Annotated in this window: 24 protein-coding genes; 9 read left to right on the top strand and 15 right to left on the bottom strand. The window is 58.1% G+C overall.

From position 1 onward, the window contains the following. The first annotated feature begins 80 nt into the window (after nucleotides 1-80). Together CKW21_RS07540 and CKW21_RS07535 are read left to right on the top strand one after the other, a co-directional pair. Nucleotides 81-383 carry a hypothetical protein gene (locus CKW21_RS07540; RefSeq protein ID WP_095193358.1) on the top strand — a complete coding sequence of 101 codons (303 nt, stop codon included), beginning with the start codon at nucleotides 81-83 and terminating at the stop codon, nucleotides 381-383. 292 nt (nucleotides 384-675) lie between these two features. Continuing rightward, nucleotides 676-888 carry a cold-shock protein gene (locus CKW21_RS07535; RefSeq protein ID WP_003179963.1) on the top strand — a complete coding sequence of 71 codons (213 nt, stop codon included), beginning with the start codon at nucleotides 676-678 and terminating at the stop codon, nucleotides 886-888. A gap of 71 nt (nucleotides 889-959) precedes the next feature. On the opposite strand, the gene CKW21_RS07530 is transcribed toward CKW21_RS07535, so the two are convergent. Both CKW21_RS07530 and CKW21_RS07525 read right to left on the bottom strand, forming a co-directional pair. Continuing rightward, nucleotides 960-1,280 carry an I78 family peptidase inhibitor gene (locus CKW21_RS07530; RefSeq protein WP_095193357.1) on the bottom strand — a complete coding sequence of 107 codons (321 nt, stop codon included), beginning with the start codon at nucleotides 1,278-1,280 and terminating at the stop codon, nucleotides 960-962. A gap of 168 nt (nucleotides 1,281-1,448) precedes the next feature. Beyond that, on the bottom strand, nucleotides 1,449-1,754 hold the full coding sequence (locus tag CKW21_RS07525) for a hypothetical protein (RefSeq protein ID WP_095193356.1): 306 nt from the start codon (nucleotides 1,752-1,754) through the stop codon (nucleotides 1,449-1,451). Between the two features lie 132 nt (nucleotides 1,755-1,886). Between CKW21_RS07525 and CKW21_RS07520 the strand changes: the two genes are divergently transcribed. After that, nucleotides 1,887-2,099 carry a hypothetical protein gene (locus CKW21_RS07520; protein ID WP_095193355.1) on the top strand — a complete coding sequence of 71 codons (213 nt, stop codon included), beginning with the start codon at nucleotides 1,887-1,889 and terminating at the stop codon, nucleotides 2,097-2,099. A 33-nt stretch (nucleotides 2,100-2,132) separates the two neighbouring features. Here the strand turns inward: CKW21_RS07520 and CKW21_RS07515 are convergent, their stop codons facing one another. The 8 genes from CKW21_RS07515 to CKW21_RS07480 form a co-directional block, all read right to left on the bottom strand. Beyond that, a complete protein-coding gene (locus tag CKW21_RS07515) occupies nucleotides 2,133-3,161 on the bottom strand; it encodes a nucleoside hydrolase (protein WP_095193354.1) in 1,029 nt (342 codons plus the stop codon). 37 nt (nucleotides 3,162-3,198) lie between these two features. Beyond that, complete coding sequence (rbsD, locus tag CKW21_RS07510) at nucleotides 3,199-3,603, bottom strand: D-ribose pyranase (protein ID WP_095193353.1); 405 nt, start codon at nucleotides 3,601-3,603, stop codon at nucleotides 3,199-3,201. After that, nucleotides 3,600-4,517 (bottom strand): ribokinase, encoded by a 918-nt coding sequence (rbsK, locus tag CKW21_RS07505; protein ID WP_095193352.1) that lies wholly within the window; start codon nucleotides 4,515-4,517, stop codon nucleotides 3,600-3,602. Before rbsK ends, rbsD begins: the two co-directional genes overlap by 4 nt. A 42-nt stretch (nucleotides 4,518-4,559) precedes the next feature. Then, nucleotides 4,560-5,579, bottom strand: coding sequence for a LacI family DNA-binding transcriptional regulator (locus tag CKW21_RS07500; RefSeq protein ID WP_095193351.1), 1,020 nt, complete (start codon nucleotides 5,577-5,579; stop codon nucleotides 4,560-4,562). Between the two features lie 3 nt (nucleotides 5,580-5,582). Beyond that, complete coding sequence (locus tag CKW21_RS07495; protein WP_095193350.1) at nucleotides 5,583-6,560, bottom strand: ABC transporter permease; 978 nt, start codon at nucleotides 6,558-6,560, stop codon at nucleotides 5,583-5,585. Further along, entirely contained in the window at nucleotides 6,557-8,110 is a 1,554-nt protein-coding gene (locus tag CKW21_RS07490) for a sugar ABC transporter ATP-binding protein (protein WP_095193349.1), read from the bottom strand. Before CKW21_RS07490 ends, CKW21_RS07495 begins: the two co-directional genes overlap by 4 nt. A 55-nt stretch (nucleotides 8,111-8,165) precedes the next feature. Beyond that, the gene (locus CKW21_RS07485; protein ID WP_095193348.1) at nucleotides 8,166-9,119 is read right to left on the bottom strand and encodes a sugar ABC transporter substrate-binding protein; all 954 of its coding nucleotides are present in this window, start codon (nucleotides 9,117-9,119) and stop codon (nucleotides 8,166-8,168) included. Nucleotides 9,120-9,317: 198 nt separating this feature from the next. Further along, the gene (locus CKW21_RS07480) at nucleotides 9,318-9,758 is read right to left on the bottom strand and encodes a hypothetical protein (protein ID WP_095193347.1); all 441 of its coding nucleotides are present in this window, start codon (nucleotides 9,756-9,758) and stop codon (nucleotides 9,318-9,320) included. A gap of 318 nt (nucleotides 9,759-10,076) precedes the next feature. On the opposite strand from CKW21_RS07480, the gene CKW21_RS07475 reads away from it, so the two are divergent. The 3 genes from CKW21_RS07475 (at nucleotide 10,077) to CKW21_RS07465 (ending at nucleotide 12,313) form a co-directional block, all read left to right on the top strand. Then, a complete protein-coding gene (locus CKW21_RS07475) occupies nucleotides 10,077-11,165 on the top strand; it encodes an asparaginase (RefSeq protein ID WP_095193346.1) in 1,089 nt (362 codons plus the stop codon). Between the two features lie 184 nt (nucleotides 11,166-11,349). After that, complete coding sequence (locus CKW21_RS07470; protein WP_170948642.1) at nucleotides 11,350-11,619, top strand: DUF1654 domain-containing protein; 270 nt, start codon at nucleotides 11,350-11,352, stop codon at nucleotides 11,617-11,619. Nucleotides 11,620-11,623: 4 nt separating this feature from the next. Continuing rightward, nucleotides 11,624-12,313: an endonuclease gene (locus CKW21_RS07465; RefSeq protein ID WP_095193344.1), complete on the top strand. Its 690-nt coding sequence runs from the start codon at nucleotides 11,624-11,626 to the stop codon at nucleotides 12,311-12,313. A gap of 124 nt (nucleotides 12,314-12,437) precedes the next feature. Here CKW21_RS07465 and CKW21_RS07460 read toward each other — a convergent pair whose 3' ends face one another. Further along, a complete protein-coding gene (locus CKW21_RS07460) occupies nucleotides 12,438-12,803 on the bottom strand; it encodes an SPOR domain-containing protein (protein ID WP_095193343.1) in 366 nt (121 codons plus the stop codon). A 250-nt stretch (nucleotides 12,804-13,053) separates the two neighbouring features. Here CKW21_RS07460 and csrA point away from each other — a divergent pair, with 250 nt between their 5' ends. Continuing rightward, a complete protein-coding gene (gene csrA / locus CKW21_RS07455) occupies nucleotides 13,054-13,248 on the top strand; it encodes a carbon storage regulator CsrA (protein WP_007938114.1) in 195 nt (64 codons plus the stop codon). Nucleotides 13,249-13,333: 85 nt separating this feature from the next. On the opposite strand, the gene CKW21_RS07450 is transcribed toward csrA, so the two are convergent. Then, a complete protein-coding gene (locus CKW21_RS07450; RefSeq protein WP_095193342.1) occupies nucleotides 13,334-13,789 on the bottom strand; it encodes a DUF2214 family protein in 456 nt (151 codons plus the stop codon). A gap of 197 nt (nucleotides 13,790-13,986) precedes the next feature. Between CKW21_RS07450 and CKW21_RS07445 the strand changes: the two genes are divergently transcribed. Beyond that, on the top strand, nucleotides 13,987-14,739 hold the full coding sequence (locus tag CKW21_RS07445) for a carbonic anhydrase (RefSeq protein WP_095193341.1): 753 nt from the start codon (nucleotides 13,987-13,989) through the stop codon (nucleotides 14,737-14,739). Nucleotides 14,740-14,801: 62 nt separating this feature from the next. On the opposite strand, the gene CKW21_RS07440 is transcribed toward CKW21_RS07445, so the two are convergent. After that, nucleotides 14,802-14,996: a hypothetical protein gene (locus CKW21_RS07440; protein ID WP_095193340.1), complete on the bottom strand. Its 195-nt coding sequence runs from the start codon at nucleotides 14,994-14,996 to the stop codon at nucleotides 14,802-14,804. Between the two features lie 309 nt (nucleotides 14,997-15,305). After that, on the bottom strand, nucleotides 15,306-15,608 hold the full coding sequence (locus CKW21_RS30490; protein WP_141232915.1) for a hypothetical protein: 303 nt from the start codon (nucleotides 15,606-15,608) through the stop codon (nucleotides 15,306-15,308). Nucleotides 15,609-15,867: 259 nt separating this feature from the next. On the opposite strand from CKW21_RS30490, the gene CKW21_RS07430 reads away from it, so the two are divergent. Next, nucleotides 15,868-16,200 carry a hypothetical protein gene (locus tag CKW21_RS07430; protein ID WP_095193338.1) on the top strand — a complete coding sequence of 111 codons (333 nt, stop codon included), beginning with the start codon at nucleotides 15,868-15,870 and terminating at the stop codon, nucleotides 16,198-16,200. A gap of 221 nt (nucleotides 16,201-16,421) precedes the next feature. Here the strand turns inward: CKW21_RS07430 and CKW21_RS31725 are convergent, their stop codons facing one another. After that, nucleotides 16,422-16,655: a cell wall hydrolase gene (locus CKW21_RS31725; RefSeq protein WP_256590147.1), complete on the bottom strand. Its 234-nt coding sequence runs from the start codon at nucleotides 16,653-16,655 to the stop codon at nucleotides 16,422-16,424. Nucleotides 16,656-16,716 lie beyond the last annotated feature (61 nt).

Raw genomic sequence — 16,716 nt, 5'->3', positions numbered from 1 at the left:
TTTTTATGCCAGAGTGCTGAACTTGATCGCCGTTTTCCCCCTCAGATAACAAGACATTGACCCACAAGGAGCATCCCGGCATGCGTCTGAATCATTTGTTCGCTGTAGTCGCCCCCATCGTCCTGCTGCTGCCGCTGGCCGCCCACGCCGATTGGCCGAAGGGTGAGCGCGAGAAGTACATGGCGCAGTGCACCCAGGCTGCCACGCCTCAGATCGGCGCCGCGGCTGCAAAAGCTCACTGCGCCTGCGGCGCCGATGCCATCAAATCGTACCCCGCCAAGGACCTTCAGTCCCTGATGGATAACCAGGCCAGTGACGCCTTGAAACAACAGGCCCTGACCCAGATTTCCAAATGCAAGGCCACTAACCCGGCGAAAAAATAAGCCTCTCAAGACGCTGAAAAAGTGACTTGAGCCGATGAACGGCCTCTGAAAAGCGCTTTTTCCTACGATTTATGCAGGTTTTACAGGTTTTTTTATCGTCTTTACTTTCGGCTGAAAGCCTTTTAAAACGGGGCTTCCAGCCGTATCGGGCAACAAAGAATGTGCGACTGTAGGGCAAACGGCACCCGCGGGGGGCTCCCAAAGCGAACATTTCGACTATGATACCCCGGTGTGCCCAGTTGGCCTGAGCAGCACAGTACTACTGAAAATATATGTTTCTTGGAGATACACCATGTCTAATCGCCAAACCGGCACCGTTAAATGGTTCAACGATGAAAAAGGCTTCGGCTTCATCACTCCTCAAGGTGGCGGTGACGACCTGTTCGTACACTTCAAAGCTATCGAGAGCGACGGTTTCAAAAGCCTGAAAGAAGGCCAAACCGTTTCCTTCGTGGCTGAGAAAGGCCAAAAGGGTATGCAAGCTGCTCAAGTTCGCCCAGAGTAATTTCCAGGCGCGCTAAAAAAACCCCGTCCATGTGACGGGGTTTTTTGTGGGCAACGCAAAAGCCTGGGTGATCAGCCGCAGTTGACGCGGATGACGACCCGATTGGCATCGGTGTTGAGGTTCAGACGGTCGGAGCGATACTCCAGCGTCACCATGTCGGTAGGCAGGAGGAACCGTGCATTCTGTGCACCTGCACGGGTACGCGCTTGTTCCAGCAGTTGTGGCGAAGCCTGTTTTCCAATGGCGAATTCGGCCGCTTTGGCCTCGCAACGGCTGTGACCTGTGTCAGTCGTCGTTACAGGGTCTGTTGCCGACTCGGTGCTGGCAGTGCTGCAACCGGCCAGCATGGCAACGGCCAACAAGGTACCCAATGACGCGAGCTTCCAAGGCATGAAGCCTCCTTTTTTCGAGAGTTAAGCTGAGATCGTGCGACCGCCAATCCGGCGTTTGGTTTCACAAGGAGAGCCAGCGACCTGTCCTTGCGCCGCAGACAAACGGCAAGTTTGCCTGAGCATCGCCCTGCCCTTCATCCTTCAATCGTGACTGAATATGAACGATGCTCAATAGACATCAATGTAGTCGAAGGCCGGCTTCGGCCAGTTCTGCTTCAGCGCATTGAAGATCTGCATGACCCAGACCTCGTCGCTGGCCGCGACGCGCCCGACATAACCAGAGCCCTTGGCCCAGGTTTCCAGACGGAACAGCAGCCCGTCGATATCGGTGCCGCCCACGACTCCCGATGAAATATAGGCGATGCCGCCCTTGGTCACACGCAATTGCGTGTGCTCATCGTCGCTGGCTGACGCCAACAACTGACGCACGGCCTCCAGGGTCAAGCCGTCTGGGGTGTTCAAATCAATCTGCACAACGCAGTCCTTGAAAAGTCATCAAAAACCAAGTGTCGCATAGCCTTCGAGTCATGCCTAAGTCGGAGTGCCAAACGCGCCGCAAAATGGTTAACTCGTCGTTCAGACTTTTCCGACCGCACGAGCGCCATCATGACCACCGTAAGCATCGACGCCAACATCACAGTCAAGTGGCCACAAGGCCACAGCTCCTATAGCCCGGGCAGTCCGGAAGAGCTGGCAATCATTGGTATCGATCTATTGGTCAAAGGATTGGGTACCGAAGCAGCCCGGCAATTTATCACGCAAGTATTCGAAAAGTACCCGACCGATCACGCGGGTGCAGCCCACACAGACAAAGAATAAAAACCCGCAGGCCGCTACCTGCGGGCATGAGGGCTACTTCAGGCGAGCCAGACGCTCAGTCAGCAGATCGAAGAAGCCCTGGGCATCGCCGCTTTCAACCCAGAAGGCATTCTTCGGCGCCTTGAGGCCGTCGTGCCAGTCGACGATGGTCTGGCCGAAAGACGGACCTTCATCACTGTCCACCACGACGTTCACTTCGCGACCGCTGAACAGCTGTGGCTTGAGCAGATAGGCGATCACCGTTGCGTCGTGCACCGGGCCGCCCGGGATGCCGTAGTGCTCCATATCGGCTTTGATGTATTCGTTCAGAATACTGACCACCAGCTTGCTGGCATTGTTATTCAATGCCGCGATCTGTTGCAGGCGCGCGTCACTGGTGAGGATCTTGTGGGTCAAGTCCAGCGGCAGGTAGGTCAGTTTCACCCCACTCTTGAGTACCACCTCGGCGGCTTGCGGATCGGCAAACAGGTTGAACTCTGCCACGGGCGTAATGTTGCCACCGTTGAAGTGCGCACCGCCCATGATCACCACTTCTTTGATGCCTCGGACGATTTCCGGCTCCTGGATCAGCGCCAGGGCCAGGTTGGTCTGTGGTCCCAACATGGCAAGGGTGATGCTGTGGGGCTCGGCCGCCATCAGGGTGTCGATCAGGTACTCGATCGCATTGCCCTCGGCGAGGCCTTTTTTAGGCTCATGGACAGTGATGCCTGACAGCCCTTCCTTGCCATGGATATTCTCGGCATAGATGGGTTTGCGCATCATCGGCTTCTTCGCTCCGGCGTAGACCGGCACCTCCTCGCGCCCTGCCCATTCGCGGGCCAGCCGCGCGTTACGCGACGTCTTGTCCAGGCGCACGTTGCCGGCGACGGTGGTCAATGCGCGGATGTTCAACTCCTGCGGCGATGCCAGCGCAAACAGCAAGGCAACCACATCGTCGGCACCAGGGTCGGTGTCGATGATCAGGTCGATCTTCTGCGCCGCGTGGGCCCCAGTGGCGGTCATCAAGGACAAAAGCAGCAGACTCCGAAGCAGATGAGGCAGTTTGCGGGCAAAACGGTACATGGCGCACTCCTTGTGCAGGGTAGAAAACAAAAACGAGTCAGAACGTCACTCCGGCGATCAGCACGATGTTGCAGTACGGCTGGCATTCGCCAGTGCGCACGATCGCCCGCGCCTGTCGACTGAGGACCTTGAACTGCTCATGACTGAGCAGTTCACGCGGCCCCAGGGCACCCTCGTCATTCAGCGCTTGCAGTGCTGCCAGTGCCGACGGCTTTTTCTCCAGGATTTCCCGGGCCAGCACATGGCTTTCAACCTGCATTTCGCTGAGCACGACCTTCAAGGTGCTGATGAAATCCGGAATGCCGTGGGTCAAGGCCAGGTCGATCAACTCAACACCGGGTGGCACCGGCAACCCGGCATCGCCAATCACCACGGTGTCGCCATGGCCCAGGGAAGCGATCAGCCGTGACAGGGCAACGTTGAGCAAAGGTGTCTTTTTCATGGAGTCTTGAATGCCTGCACTTCGAATAAGGAGGGGATCGAGGGTTGCGCGCCGGCACGGGTGACCGATAACGCCGCGGCGACTTGGCCGAAACGGATCGCTTCAGCTTCGTTTTTACCGCCGGCCAGCGCAGCGGCAAAACCGCCGACAAATGTATCGCCCGCCGCCGTGGTGTCGACCGCCTTCACGGTCGGTGCAGGGAAATGCTCGAAGCGTTGGCCATCGGCAAACAGCGAACCCTGGGCACCCAGGGTGATGATCACTTTGCCGGCCCCCAGCTCGATCAGTCGGGTTGCAGCAGCTTGCGCAGACTGCCGAGAGTCCACCGGCAAGCCGCTCAGGGCCGATGCCTCGCTCTCGTTGGGAATCAGATAATCGATGTTCGCGTACCAGTGCGCCGGTAATGGACGGCTGGCAGGCGCCGGATTGAGGATCACGGTCTTGCCCAGTTCCCGACCGCGCTTGAGTGCGTGACCCACCGTGGCATCCGGCACTTCCAGCTGACAAATGATCACATCGGCGGCCTGCAGAACCGAATCGAAACAGCCGACCACCGCCGGCGTCAGCGCGCCGTTGGCACCGGCAACGATGACGATCGCGTTCTGGCTGTTGTCGTCCACCACAATCAACGCCACGCCACTGGAACCGTCCACGGTACTGACGGCCTGACAATCGATTTGTTCTGCCAACAGGGCGGTGCGCAGTTCTTCGCCATAGGCATCACTGCCCACGCAGCCGACCATCGACACCTGGGCCCCCAATCGCGCGGCGGCCACGGCCTGGTTCGCGCCCTTGCCCCCGGACACCGTGGCAAACGAATGACCGATCAACGTTTCACCCCCCTGCGGCAGCCGCGGCGCCCGGGTCACCAGGTCCATGTTCAGGCTGCCAATCACCACTACTTTTGCTGGCATACATTGCTACTCATTCGTTCGGTTTCATCAGGTGCTTTATATTTATCGGAACTGGGCAAAAACACCGGCCAGAGGCGCTGTCGATTCCCGCATGACGATGCTTGGCATCACAATCCGTTGTTCGGTGACCAGATCCGGCTTGGCGATCCGGCGCAGCAGCACTTCGGCTGCCATCTCGCCAAGCTGCAGGATCGACTGCCCCACGGTGGTCAGCGCCGGGTAGACATATCGGCTCATCTGGATATCGTCGAATCCGATCACCGACAACTCCGTCGGTACACGCACATTGCGCTCGGCGGCGGCTCGCAGCACACCGATGCCGATCATGTCGTTGGCAGCGAAGATGGCGCTGGGCGGGTTGCGCTCCAGCAGGATCGCGGCGGCGTTGTAACCGCCGGTGCTGGTGAAATCACTTTCAAGCATGCGCTCGGCAGGCACTTCGATGCCCGCGTCTTTCAAGGCCCGGCAGAAACCGGCCAGACGCATCTGCGCCACGCTGGTGGTCGCCGGACCGCTGATGGTGGCGATGTCCCGGTGCCCCAGCTCCAGCAAATGGCGGGTCGCCAGGTAGGCACCGTATTCGTGATCGATGCGCACCAGGTCCGCATCGACACCTTCCAGCCCGCGGTCGACAATCACCATCGGCGTGCGCACACCCGACAAGCCCTGCGCCAACCCGCTGTCACCGCCCGCTGATGCGACGATCAGACCGTCGATGCGTTTTTCCAGCAACACGCGCAAGTAGCTGCGCTGCTTGTCCGGGTTGTCGTCGGAGTTGCAGAGGATCACGCAATAGCCGTTGCGCTCACAGTAATCCTCGATCCCCCGGGCCAGTTCGGCGAAGTACGGGTTGAGGCTGTTGGGCACCAGCAGCCCGATGGTGGCCGTGGTTTTGGCCTTGAGGGATCGAGCCACGGCGCTGGGAACGTAATCGAGGGTTTTGATTGCCGCCTCGACCTTGATCCTCACTTCTTCGCTGACCGGCCGGGTTTTGTTCACCACGTGGGAAACCGTGGTGTAGGAAATGCCCGCGAGTGCTGCCACATCTTTGATCGTTGCCATGACTCAGGTCCGCCGGCTTGCGCGTTGACTACGGTAAGTATCGAGTACCACCGCGACCACGATTACCGCGCCGGTGATGATGCGCTTGGTGGGTTCGGTGGCGCCGATCTGCGCCAGGCCGGCTGCCAATACGGAAATGATTAATACGCCGAAGAACGTGCTGATGACCGAACCACGCCCGCCCATGAGGCTGGTGCCACCGATCACCACGGCGGCGATCACCTGCAGCTCCAAACCAGAGCCGGCGTTCGGGTCCGCTGCTTCCAGGCGCGAAATCTGAAACAACGCGGCGATCCCCGCCAGCAAGCCCATCAGGCTGAACACCATGATCTTGTAGGGCTTCGGATTGATCCCCGCCAACCGCACCGCTTCTTCGTTGGTGCCGATACCGATCAGGTAGCGACCGAATACGGTGCGGGTCAACACCGCCTGGGCGATAAAAATGATCAGCAAGGCAATGATAAACGACGGCGAAATGCCAAAGGCGATCGGGTTGGACAACCAGGCGAAGGCATCGCCGATGTACGCCGTGCGCGAGCCGGTCATCTGGTACGCCACGCCGCGGGCCATTTCCAGCACGCCGAGGGAGACGATGAACGATGGGATGCGCCAGGCCACGGTGATCGAACCGGTGATGGTCCCGGCCAGTGCAGCCGCCGCCATGCCGAGCAATGCCGCCGGCAGGACGCTCCAGCCCCAGCCGAGAATCGCCACACTGACGGTTGACGCAGCGAGCGCCAGCACCGAGCCCACCGACAGGTCGATGCCGCCGATGATCAACACGAACGTCATGCCGACCGCCAGGACCATCAGGTCCGGAATCTGGTTGGCCAAAGTACTGAAGGTGTCGTAAGACAGGAAATGACTGCTCAGGATCGAGAACAGTACAACCATCGCCAGCAATGCACCGGCCAGGCCCAGGTAAGTGCCGAGGCCGTAAAAGTTGCCGCTGCGTTTGCCGGCTAAAGATGCGGTTTTCATGGAAGATCCCTAGGCGCTGCTTCGTTGAGCAGCGCATCACGTTTTTGGTAGCCGGCAAATGCGGCGGCAAGCAAATCATCCTGGGTCCAGCTGTCGCGCTCGAAGGTATCGATCAGGCGGCCCGCCGACAGCACGCCGATGCGATCGCAGATCAGCATCAATTCGCGCAGGTCGCTGGACACCACCACCAGCGCTTTGCCCTGGCGGGTCAACTCACCGAGCAGCGCATAAATGTCGAACTTGGCCCCGACGTCGATACCCCGGGTCGGCTCGTCGAACAGCAGCACCGAACAATCGCGCTCCAGCCAACGACCGATTACCACTTTCTGCTGATTACCGCCGGACAGTTCGGACACCAATTGTGTCGGGCCGGAACTGCGGATGCGCATGGCATCGATCTGACGCTGGGCCAGGGAGGTCTCGTCGCCGTTGTTGACGAAACCGCCACTGGAAATGCCGGGCATGTTGCCCAGCGCGATGTTGGCGCTGATCGATTGCGTCAACAGCAGGCCTTCACCCTTGCGGTCCTCGGTGATCAGGGCGATGCCGTGAGCGACCGCGTCCACCGGAGATCGAATGCTGACGAGCTGCGCGGGGGAGCCCAGCGCCACCGTGCCGCTGTCAGCGCTGTCGGCACCGAAGATCAGGCGCAGCAATTCGGTGCGCCCTGCCCCGATCAATCCTGAAATGCCGAAAATCTCGCCAGCGCGCACTTCAAAAGACACATCCAGTACCTTGTCGGCGCGGGTCAGGCCCTTGACCGTCAGCGCCGGTGCGCCGATGTTGCGCGGCCCCATGTCGATGTGTTCGCCCAGCTCCCGGCCGACCATCAAGGTCACCAGTTGCTCGCTGTTGTAGTTGGCCATCGGCTCGACGCACACCAGATTGCCGTCGCGCAGTACCGCAATTCGCTGGGCGACCCGGGCCAGTTCTTCGAGGCGATGGGAGATATAGATGATCGACACGCCGCGCGCCTGCAGACGGGTGATCTGCTCGAACAGCATTTCGACCTCACGGGCCGTGAGCATTGCAGTGGGTTCGTCGAGGATCAGCACGTGGCAATCGCCGATCAGGTTGCGGGCGATCTCGACCATTTGCTGGTGACCGATGCCGAGTTCGCCGACCAGGGTGTCCGGATCAATCGCATCGAGCCCGACCTGGGCCATGGCTTCGATCGCCGCCTTGCGCAGTTGCTTGCGACTGATCCAGCCGCCGTTGCTGGGCAAGTTATCGAGAAACAGGTTTTCCGCCACCGACAGCGTCGGCAGCAGATTGAGCTCCTGCATGACCATGCGGATGCCCAGGTCTTCAGCCTGGGTGCGGCTGCCAGGGCGATAATCCTGCCCCTGAAACTGCATCTGGCCAGTGGTCGGCGCGACCAGTCCGCCGATGATCTTCGACAGTGTGCTTTTGCCCGCGCCGTTCTCGCCGGTCAACGCCAGCACTTCACCGCGCATCAGCGTCAGGTCGATGCCGGTCAGGACCGGTTGGGCGTAGGTCTTGCCGATACCGCTGACCGACAGGACAGTGTTCGGGGCGTGAACGGACATAAAAACTCTCCATGCGCTCGCCCGGACGGGCGAGCACCGTTGTGTCGCCAGAGGACTACTTGGTAACCAGCTCTACCGGGGTCTCGATCACGCCGTTGGCGCTGTCGACTTTCTCGCCCTTGATGATCTTCAACGCGGTTTCGATACCGAATACCGCTTGCTTGGCGGCAAACTGGTCGGCAGTGGCCAGCACGCGGCCGTCCTTGAGCATCGGTTTGATGGCGTTGATGTTGTCGTAGCCGACTACTTGCACCTTGCCGGCCTTGCCGGCGGCGCGCACGGCAGACACGACACCGACCGCCATGCTGTCGTTACCGGCTAGCAGGGCCTTGATTTGCGGGTATTCGCTGAGCATGGCGGAGGCAACCTGGTTGCCCTTGTTGATCTCCCAGTCACCGGACTGTACCGACACCACCTTGATCTGCGCGGCCTCCATCGCATCCTTGAAACCCGCGGTACGGGCCTGGGCGTTGGTGGTGGTGGACACACCTTCGATGATGCCGACTTCGTCACCGGCCTTGAGCTGCTTGGCCAGGTACTCGCCTACCAGGCGCGCGCCCTTGCGGTTATCGGGGCCTACGAAGGGAACGCTGATGTTTTTGCTCTTGACCACCGCCGGATCAAGCTGATTGTCGATGTTGATCACAGTGATACCGGCATCGACCGCCTTCTTGATCACCGGCACCATGGCCTTGGAGTCGGCCGGTGCGATGACCAGCGCATCGACTTTGGACACGATCATCTGCTCGACGATGCGGATCTGGTTGGCTGTGTCCGTTTCGTCCTTGATGCCGTTGGAAATCAGCTCGAATTCGCCGGAGTGGTCTTTCTGGTAGGCCTTGGCGCCATCTTCCATGGTCAGGAAGAATTCGTTGGCCAGGGATTTCATGACCAGCGCGACTTTAGGTTTTTCCGGGGATTCGGCGAATGCCGAAGAGACAGGCAGCGCGGCGGATGCGGCAGCCAGCATAGCGACAGCAAGAAGGCGTCCGGCGAATGGCAGCTTCATGGGTTCACTCCGATCTTATGATTATTGTGAGCAACGCTTGCGCTGGTGTAAGCGCGTGACGCTCATCGATGGTTTTATCCACCGTTAGCGCCGCGCAAACGTTTGCGTAGATCGAACTATGCGAACCTTGTCAAAATTTGTCAACGACCGGTAGCGCCCTTTGCTGGGTCGCCCGACAGAAAAAACTGACTGTTTTTATCATGCCGTCGTACTGATCACGCTTCCCGTGCTGGCAGCCTTGGTCAACTCCTTCGCCAGGGCCGCGGCCACTTGCGACAGCGCCGCCGAGGTGTTGGCAATCTGGCTCTGGATCGCCATCACCGCTGTTGCCTTGGCTTCCGGTGTGGGGAATTCCGCGGCTTGCGTGGCCGCCAATTGCTGTTGCTGTTCGCGCAGTTGTTGTTGCAGTTCCTGCATGCGCTTGAGCAGCATCTTCACCGCGATGCTTTGGCTGCCACCGCTTTCGGTTTCGGAACCGCGAACGTCACCGAGGCTGACTGCTTTTTTCTCGCCCTCCTCCAGTCCCAGCCGCTGCTCGGTGGTTTCGGTCGCTGCGTCATTCAACGCCTCGACGGTTGCCGGCGACTTACCGCCGATGTTGATCACGGATGCACTTGGAAAACCGACAGTCAACGACATGTGAACTCCCTGAATAAAAGATTCCTCAGGAGGGAGATCGACCTGCGCACGGGTTTCTTTAGACCTGAATCAGGATCCGGCTTTCGGTGAGCCGAACGCAAAAGTGGCCGATAGTCGGTAACCCGGACACCTCAAAGCCAGGCCACAGCGCGCAATTTGTTTAAATATCCAAACAAATCATCAAGTTAAACGTTTTTATCAACGCAAAACATGACTGGTACAGATCCTGCTCCTGTCCAGCACCCCAAGCGTTCAGATTCGCCTGGGGCGCATCTAGATGAACCTGCATCAGCACCGTCACTACTAGAGAGAAAAATAATGACATCTGCTTTGAAAACTTTTGTGCCGGGCGCCTTGGCCCTCCTGCTGCTCCTGCCCACCGCCCTTCAGGCAAAAGAAGTCAAAACCCAACAGAAACTGGCGAACGTGGTGATTCTGGCCACCGGCGGCACCATCGCCGGCGCCGGTGCCAGCGCGGCCAACAGTGCCACCTACCAGGCAGCGAAAGTCGGCGTCGACAAGTTGATCGCCGGCGTTCCCGAACTGAGCCAACTGGCCAACGTTCGCGGCGAACAGGTCATGCAGATCGCGTCCGAGAGCATCACCAACGACAACCTGCTGCAACTGGGTCGCCGCGTGGCCGAACTGGCCGATAGCGAAGACGTCGACGGCATCGTGATTACCCACGGCACCGACACCCTGGAAGAAACCGCCTACTTCTTGAACCTGGTGGAAAAAACCGACAAGCCGATCATCGTCGTCGGCTCCATGCGTCCGGGCACCGCGATGTCGGCCGATGGCATGCTGAACCTGTACAACGCCGTGGCCGTGGCCAGCAGCAAAGAGGCGCGAGGCAAAGGCGTACTGGTGACCATGAACGATGAAATCCAGTCGGGTCGCGATGTCAGCAAAATGATCAACATCAAGACCGAGGCGTTTAAAAGTGCCTGGGGCCCGCTCGGGATGGTGGTTGAAGGCAAGTCTTACTGGTTCCGCCTGCCGGCCAAGCGCCACACCATGGATTCTGAATTCGACATCAAGACCATCAAGAGCCTGCCGGACGTAGAAATCGCCTACTCCTACGGCAACGTCAGCGACACCGCCTACAAGGCGCTGGCTCAGTCGGGTGCCAAAGCCATCATCCACGCCGGCACCGGTAATGGCTCGGTGTCTTCGCGGGTCGTTCCAAGCCTGCAAGCCCTGCGCAAGGACGGCGTGCAGATCATTCGCTCTTCCCACGTCAACGCCGGTGGCTTCGTACTGCGCAACGCCGAACAGCCTGACGACAAATACGACTGGGTCGTGGCGCACGACCTGAATCCGCAAAAAGCACGCATCCTGGCCATGGTCGCCCTGACCAAGACCAACGACAGCAAAGAACTGCAACGGATGTTCTGGGAATACTGATTCACCTTCGCCCGAGCGATTCCGGTCGGGCACTGTTTTCACCACTCGCCAGCCTTGGCGAGTGGCTCCCAACCCCCGCCTGACAAAAATACTCCTTTCGTCCTACACCAAATTGAAAAAGCCGCTGTCAGAGGATTCTCTTGATTTTTAAGCAGTTGCGAAATTGCCTACAGTTAAATACTGTATGCACGTACAGCTTAATAAGGATAATCCCGTGGACACCACCTCCGCCTCACCTGACGCCTATGTCCGCATGGGCCTGCGCGTTCAGAAAATCATCAACTCCCCCACCGCTCAAAAAGCCAAGGCAGCCCTGATTTTTCGTCTTCCGGACGAGCCCGTGGATGAGTGGGAGCGCCTGCTGGAAGAGATCGACGAGAACGACAACGTCACCCTCGCCTATCGCGACGATGGTGGTGTGCAGATTTTCTGGGTTGTGCCGAAGGAAGACTGAGTTAATGAGTGTCCGTTGTTTTGCTTTGCTGTTTCTGTTGTTCGCCACGGGTGCCCAGGCCGACGCGCCACGCACCTTCAACGAAGCCAAGAAAGTGGCCTGGAAGCTGTACGCACCACAATCCACCGAGTTTTATTGCGGCTGCAAATACACCGGCAACCGGGTGAACCTCGCGGCTTGCGGCTATGTGCCGCGCAAGAATGCCAAGCGCGCGGCCCGCATCGAATGGGAGCACATTGTTCCGGCCTGGCAGATTGGCCATCAGCGCCAGTGTTGGCAGGAAGGCGGACGCAAGAACTGCACGCGCTACGATCCCGCCTACCAGAAAGCCGAGGCCGACCTGCATAACCTTGTACCCAGCATCGGTGAGGTGAATGGGGATCGCAGCAATTTCAGTTTTGGCTGGCTGCCGGAGCAATCGGGTCAATACGGTTCGTGCCTGACACAGGTCGACTTCAAGGCGAAGAAAGTCATGCCGCGCCCGTCCATTCGCGGCATGATCGCCAGGACTTACTTCTACATGAGCAAGCAGTACGGTTTGCGCCTGTCGAAACAGGATCGGCAACTGTATGAAGCCTGGGACAAAACCTATCCGGTCCAGGCCTGGGAGCGTCAACGCAACCAGAGCGTGGCTTGCGTCATGGGACGCGGCAACGAATTTGTCGGTCCGGTCGACATGAAAACCTGCGGTTGAATGCACGCTGAAAACACAAAAGGCCTCGGGTTCATTCCCCCGAGGCCTTTGTGTTTTCAGCCGCCGACCTTGTTGTAATGCCGGCCGGGCATGTCGCAGTGCCTGATCCGATATTGGCCTGGACTCACTGAGCGACCGGACGCTCCAGCACCAGCACCTCGATGTTCTGCTTCTTCGCCTTGGTGATGGCGGCACTCACCTGGGCCTGTTTGGCCTCGGCTTCGGCCTTCGAATTAAACGGCCCCATCAACACTCGCACCTTGCCGTTTTCCCGGACGACATTGGACATGAAATTGTGCTCGATCAACCAGCCGCTGAGGTCACTGACGGCCTGGGGTGTTGCACCCCGCACTTCCAGATCCCATTGCGGCACCGATGCCTGCGCCGGCACGACGGCCGTTGCCGGGGCAGGCTTGGGCGTATCAACACGTTTGCCTTCACCGCATCCCGCCAGCGCCAGTACCGCCATTACCAAGACCATTTTGCGCACAGCGTTTCCCTCTGAAGGCTTAAAGCGAGGATTTTAACACTCATGAATACTTCTCGAGTGCCGCAAAATGGGCACAAAACAACGAGAATGATGGTTGCGGCCTCTGTATAGTTACGCCTTGGGAATTAATGCTGTATCTGCGCGTCAGAAAGAGGCACCCAAACCGTGAGACTTCGCACTAATCTATACATACCACCGACCTCTGCACTGTCCGAATCAGGTGCCCCATAAAGCAATCAAGGAGAAGACCATGCTGATACTCACCCGCAAAGTCGGTGAAAGCATAAACATTGGTGATGACATTACGATCACCATCCTGGGCGTAAGCGGCCAGCAAGTCAGAATCGGCATCAATGCCCCGAAAGATGTTGCGGTGCATCGCGAAGAGATTTATCAGCGCATTCAGGCCGGCCTGACCGCCCCGGACAAGCCACAGACCCCCTGAATCCTGATGCAGTCAGTAGCCAGCCCGTTCGCCCCGGAACGACGGCTGGCTAAAGATTCAAGTGCCGCCCCGCCGCCCCCCGCTCTCAACCAAACGTCACGCCGCGCGCCATGCCAGTGGCCGCTATCACCATCAGCAGCACCAGCAACGCCTCAACATGACTGATCCGCGCAAACAGTGTCGCGCGCTCGGTATCGATTGCCGCGCCACGCGCCAGCGCCACCCGCCATTTGATCAACGTCACCATCGGCGCCACTTCCAGCAGCAGGATAAGCACGAACAGTGTCATCTTGAGGTGGAATAACGGTTGGTGCAGGTAGTAATCCGTGCCCTTTTCGTACCCACCGAAGGCTCGCATCCCACCGGTAATCAACAGAATGAGCGCAGATATCCCCCAAAGGTTGTCCGCGATCAACACACTGCGAGCCTCCCCCGCGCCGATTGCCAAACGCCGAAAATTCGTACCGCGAACCAGAACCGCCCAAAACCCCAGCGCAAGCGCCAAAAGATGTGCCGCCGCCAGAAACCAGTGAATCAGCATCGAGGAACTCCCGTCAGGACGAAGTTGAATCAACCTGTCAGTAGTAGTCCATGGATCGACGGATTGCACTCGTACTACTCGCTAAAAACATAGCGTTACAGCGGGCGACTAGACTCCAACTCTCCAGTGCCACATGTTCGTGCAAGCACTGCAGCACAGTATCTATTCCCAACGAATCGACCTGAGTACACAACATCATGTGTGAATCATGTGATACAAAATCCGCCTCAACAATCAATGAACGTCGTCGCTTTCTGCGGCTGGCGGGGCTAGGAACGGGCGCCTTGCTACTCGCCGGTGCACTGCCCGGCAGAATCATTCAAGCAGCCGAAAAAACCGCCGCACCGCCCAAACCAAAAAACGTGATCAATCCGGATGAGGCCCTGGAAAGGCTGATGAAGGGAAATGAACGGTATGTCAGCGGTAACTCAGAGACGCACGATTTCAAGGACGAACGCGAAGCCCTGGTCTCCGGCCAAAACCCGTTCGTGGCCGTACTGAGTTGCTCCGACTCGCGCATCGCACCCGAATACGCGTTCGATACCGCACGGGGTGATCTATTCGCCATCCGCGTGGCGGGCAACTTCGTCACGGATGAAGGCCTGGCAAGTCTTGAATATGGTGTTGCCGTGCTGGGCGCGCCATTGATTCTGGTCTTGGGGCATGAAAGCTGTGGCGCCATCGAGGCTGGCATAAAGGCCGTCAAGGATCACACGGTGTTCCCCGGGCAGATCCCGAAACTGACGGACGCACTCAAACCGTCCATCGAAACCGTGATCAACCAGCCCGGGGACCTGGTGGAAAACGCCACCGTGCAAAATGTCAAAAACTCGGTCGAGCGCCTCAAGAAAGCCACACCTCTACTGACCGACGCGCTCGGCAAGGGCACGTTGAAAATAGTCGGGGGCATTTATCGCCTGGCAACCGGAAAAGTCGAGCTGATTGCCTGATTCATCAAGACGCGGCGAGAAGTGGCAGATGCGAAGAGCCCAGCGCGATGGCTGGGCTCTGGTTATTTTCGGTTTTCCATCATTTTGTCGGCGAGGGTTTTGGCCCTCTCGATCAACAGATTCTGCCTGTCTTCATGAGTAGCGCCGCCTACAACGGGTGCCGTCAGATTGCTTTCGGCAATCAACGCAGCGCAGAAGTATTGATCCCAGACTGCCTTACTGTCGGATGCCTGTTTGTTCATTTGGTCGGAGATCATGTGCGACTCCTTTTGATGAGGTGGCATTGCCCATTCTACGCCTGAAAAGCCGCAAGACAGGGCTACGTCAGAGCATCCATCGTAGAAGCACATGAGATGCGATCCACGAAGATGCCTTGACTACCGTCCACTGAAGCAGGAGGCAAATGGACAGGTAAGCCGCAAAGAACTTGATCATCGTTCGCGTCCCCATCAATCGCTCTCCCACTCTAAAAACGACGAAACACTTGGTCACGTGTTCAGGTTGGATGCAATTCGGTGCTGACAGTTCAATATCAAATCGAACTGGTTTTCATTTGAGCCAAGTTGTTATCCAGGCACATCCGGTTTTGCAAAAATTTTGCAAATCCCAGACAACAAAAAAGGGTTCACCTTTCGGTGAGCCCTTCTAGACCGCCCAGCAGCGCAAATCGCGAAAACCACATATCCAGATTTCTGTATGGCCTGGCCGTAGACCCGTACGAAATCGAAGACATCAGCGATGGGCTCGGTTGCCCGACGCCGCTTGAAACCTGCCCGCACCAGCTCCGGATGCTTGAGAACGAAATTGAGGAACTGACCCCGCAGTTGCGCCAGGCCCGGCAGAACATCATCAAGCTGGTCGAGATGCACGCCGAAGCCGTCCAGCAGCGGGATGAAGCCATGGCGAATTTGCGCACAAAGAAGTCATACCCGCCCAGCTTGAGGGGGTTGCGGATAAATCCGGCCAGGCAATGCCTCGCGCCTCACCCCAGAGTGTGCGGGCCAATGGCGGGCTGAAAACAGCCGCACGTCAATTTCAAGGTTGAGTCAGAAAATAGTGACTACACTTCGGCTCTTGAAAAGGAAGAAGGACACAACCAAGACGGTTTTTAACCTTAGGAGGCCATTGATGGAACAAGAAATTGAAGGATTGAAAGACAAGACTTCGCCAGCAATTAAACGCCTCGTCGACAATCTATTTCCTGAAGACGAAAAGCCTGCGACAGACGCGTCAAAAGACGACAGGGCCTATCTAGACAGCCAAGTAGCTCTATTAAGTAAAAAAATTCAAGAGGTAAGTGAGAAGTTAAATGCAATCGATCAAAAGGCGCTTTCAACCCTTCTACAAATCACCACAGCAAAAGATGTTAACGATATTAAGTCATCTATTTTTTCAGGCCTAATCATCGCTGTAATAGCAGGCGGAGCGACATTCGGACTCATGCAATTAATTGCGCGATGATAGCGTTGTCAGCTATCCGCCTCCTTGGTTGTTTGCAAACACATGGAGGCGGGAATGCTGTTGAGCACACGCACGTGCTCCCCATGAACCACGCCGCCTGCTGCGCTCGCGGTACGTCCATGAAGGAAGATGTGGTGGCCGAGCTTTAGCGTCTGCTGCGCCCCACAGTCCAGACAGGCGCCTCAATGTACGTGTAGTAGAACGCCGCGCCACCGGTGGGATTAGCTATTTTCCGTCGATAACCTGGCCAGCAGCGATCCGAGCCTTTCCTGTTCGCAGTACGGGATCTGCGTGGCGCCACTCAGGTATTCGTAATTCGGCTCGTTCTTGTTCCAACAGCTAAACTGGCGCGGCTTCTGGTACACACCGGCGTACCCTCCCCTCACCACGGCCTGGCCTTTTCCGTTGTTCACGCGGTTGTGGATGCTCCAGGCTACGGCGATCTGGCCGGCCAAAGTTTCACCCCGCGCGCCCCCCCCAAAGCGTGCGGACGAGGATTCGCGTTCGTTATCAGTT

It is taken from the genome of Pseudomonas sp. Irchel 3A7 (assembly GCF_900187565.1).
In the GTDB taxonomy this organism is placed as follows: Bacteria; Pseudomonadota; Gammaproteobacteria; order Pseudomonadales; family Pseudomonadaceae; genus Aquipseudomonas.
This window is presented reverse-complemented; position numbering and strand designations above follow the sequence as displayed.

Excerpts from the sequence above, each read along its gene's own strand:
- CKW21_RS07540 (WP_095193358.1), top strand. The coding sequence starts at position 81 with ATGCGTCTGAATCATTTGTTCGCTGTAGTCGCCCCCATCGTCCTGCTG.
- CKW21_RS07535 (WP_003179963.1), top strand. The coding sequence starts at position 676 with ATGTCTAATCGCCAAACCGGCACCGTTAAATGGTTCAACGATGAAAAA.
- CKW21_RS07530 (WP_095193357.1), bottom strand. The coding sequence starts at position 1,280 with ATGCCTTGGAAGCTCGCGTCATTGGGTACCTTGTTGGCCGTTGCCATG.
- CKW21_RS07520 (WP_095193355.1), top strand. The coding sequence starts at position 1,887 with ATGACCACCGTAAGCATCGACGCCAACATCACAGTCAAGTGGCCACAA.
- CKW21_RS07515 (WP_095193354.1), bottom strand. The coding sequence starts at position 3,161 with ATGTACCGTTTTGCCCGCAAACTGCCTCATCTGCTTCGGAGTCTGCTG.
- rbsD (WP_095193353.1), bottom strand. The coding sequence starts at position 3,603 with ATGAAAAAGACACCTTTGCTCAACGTTGCCCTGTCACGGCTGATCGCT.
- rbsK (WP_095193352.1), bottom strand. The coding sequence starts at position 4,517 with ATGCCAGCAAAAGTAGTGGTGATTGGCAGCCTGAACATGGACCTGGTG.
- CKW21_RS07500 (WP_095193351.1), bottom strand. The coding sequence starts at position 5,579 with ATGGCAACGATCAAAGATGTGGCAGCACTCGCGGGCATTTCCTACACC.
- CKW21_RS07495 (WP_095193350.1), bottom strand. The coding sequence starts at position 6,560 with ATGAAAACCGCATCTTTAGCCGGCAAACGCAGCGGCAACTTTTACGGC.
- CKW21_RS07490 (WP_095193349.1), bottom strand. The coding sequence starts at position 8,110 with ATGTCCGTTCACGCCCCGAACACTGTCCTGTCGGTCAGCGGTATCGGC.
- CKW21_RS07485 (WP_095193348.1), bottom strand. The coding sequence starts at position 9,119 with ATGAAGCTGCCATTCGCCGGACGCCTTCTTGCTGTCGCTATGCTGGCT.
- CKW21_RS07480 (WP_095193347.1), bottom strand. The coding sequence starts at position 9,758 with ATGTCGTTGACTGTCGGTTTTCCAAGTGCATCCGTGATCAACATCGGC.
- CKW21_RS07475 (WP_095193346.1), top strand. The coding sequence starts at position 10,077 with ATGACATCTGCTTTGAAAACTTTTGTGCCGGGCGCCTTGGCCCTCCTG.
- CKW21_RS07470 (WP_170948642.1), top strand. The coding sequence starts at position 11,350 with ATGCACGTACAGCTTAATAAGGATAATCCCGTGGACACCACCTCCGCC.
- CKW21_RS07465 (WP_095193344.1), top strand. The coding sequence starts at position 11,624 with ATGAGTGTCCGTTGTTTTGCTTTGCTGTTTCTGTTGTTCGCCACGGGT.
- csrA (WP_007938114.1), top strand. The coding sequence starts at position 13,054 with ATGCTGATACTCACCCGCAAAGTCGGTGAAAGCATAAACATTGGTGAT.
- CKW21_RS07450 (WP_095193342.1), bottom strand. The coding sequence starts at position 13,789 with ATGCTGATTCACTGGTTTCTGGCGGCGGCACATCTTTTGGCGCTTGCG.
- CKW21_RS07445 (WP_095193341.1), top strand. The coding sequence starts at position 13,987 with ATGTGTGAATCATGTGATACAAAATCCGCCTCAACAATCAATGAACGT.
- CKW21_RS07440 (WP_095193340.1), bottom strand. The coding sequence starts at position 14,996 with ATGATCTCCGACCAAATGAACAAACAGGCATCCGACAGTAAGGCAGTC.
- CKW21_RS07430 (WP_095193338.1), top strand. The coding sequence starts at position 15,868 with ATGGAACAAGAAATTGAAGGATTGAAAGACAAGACTTCGCCAGCAATT.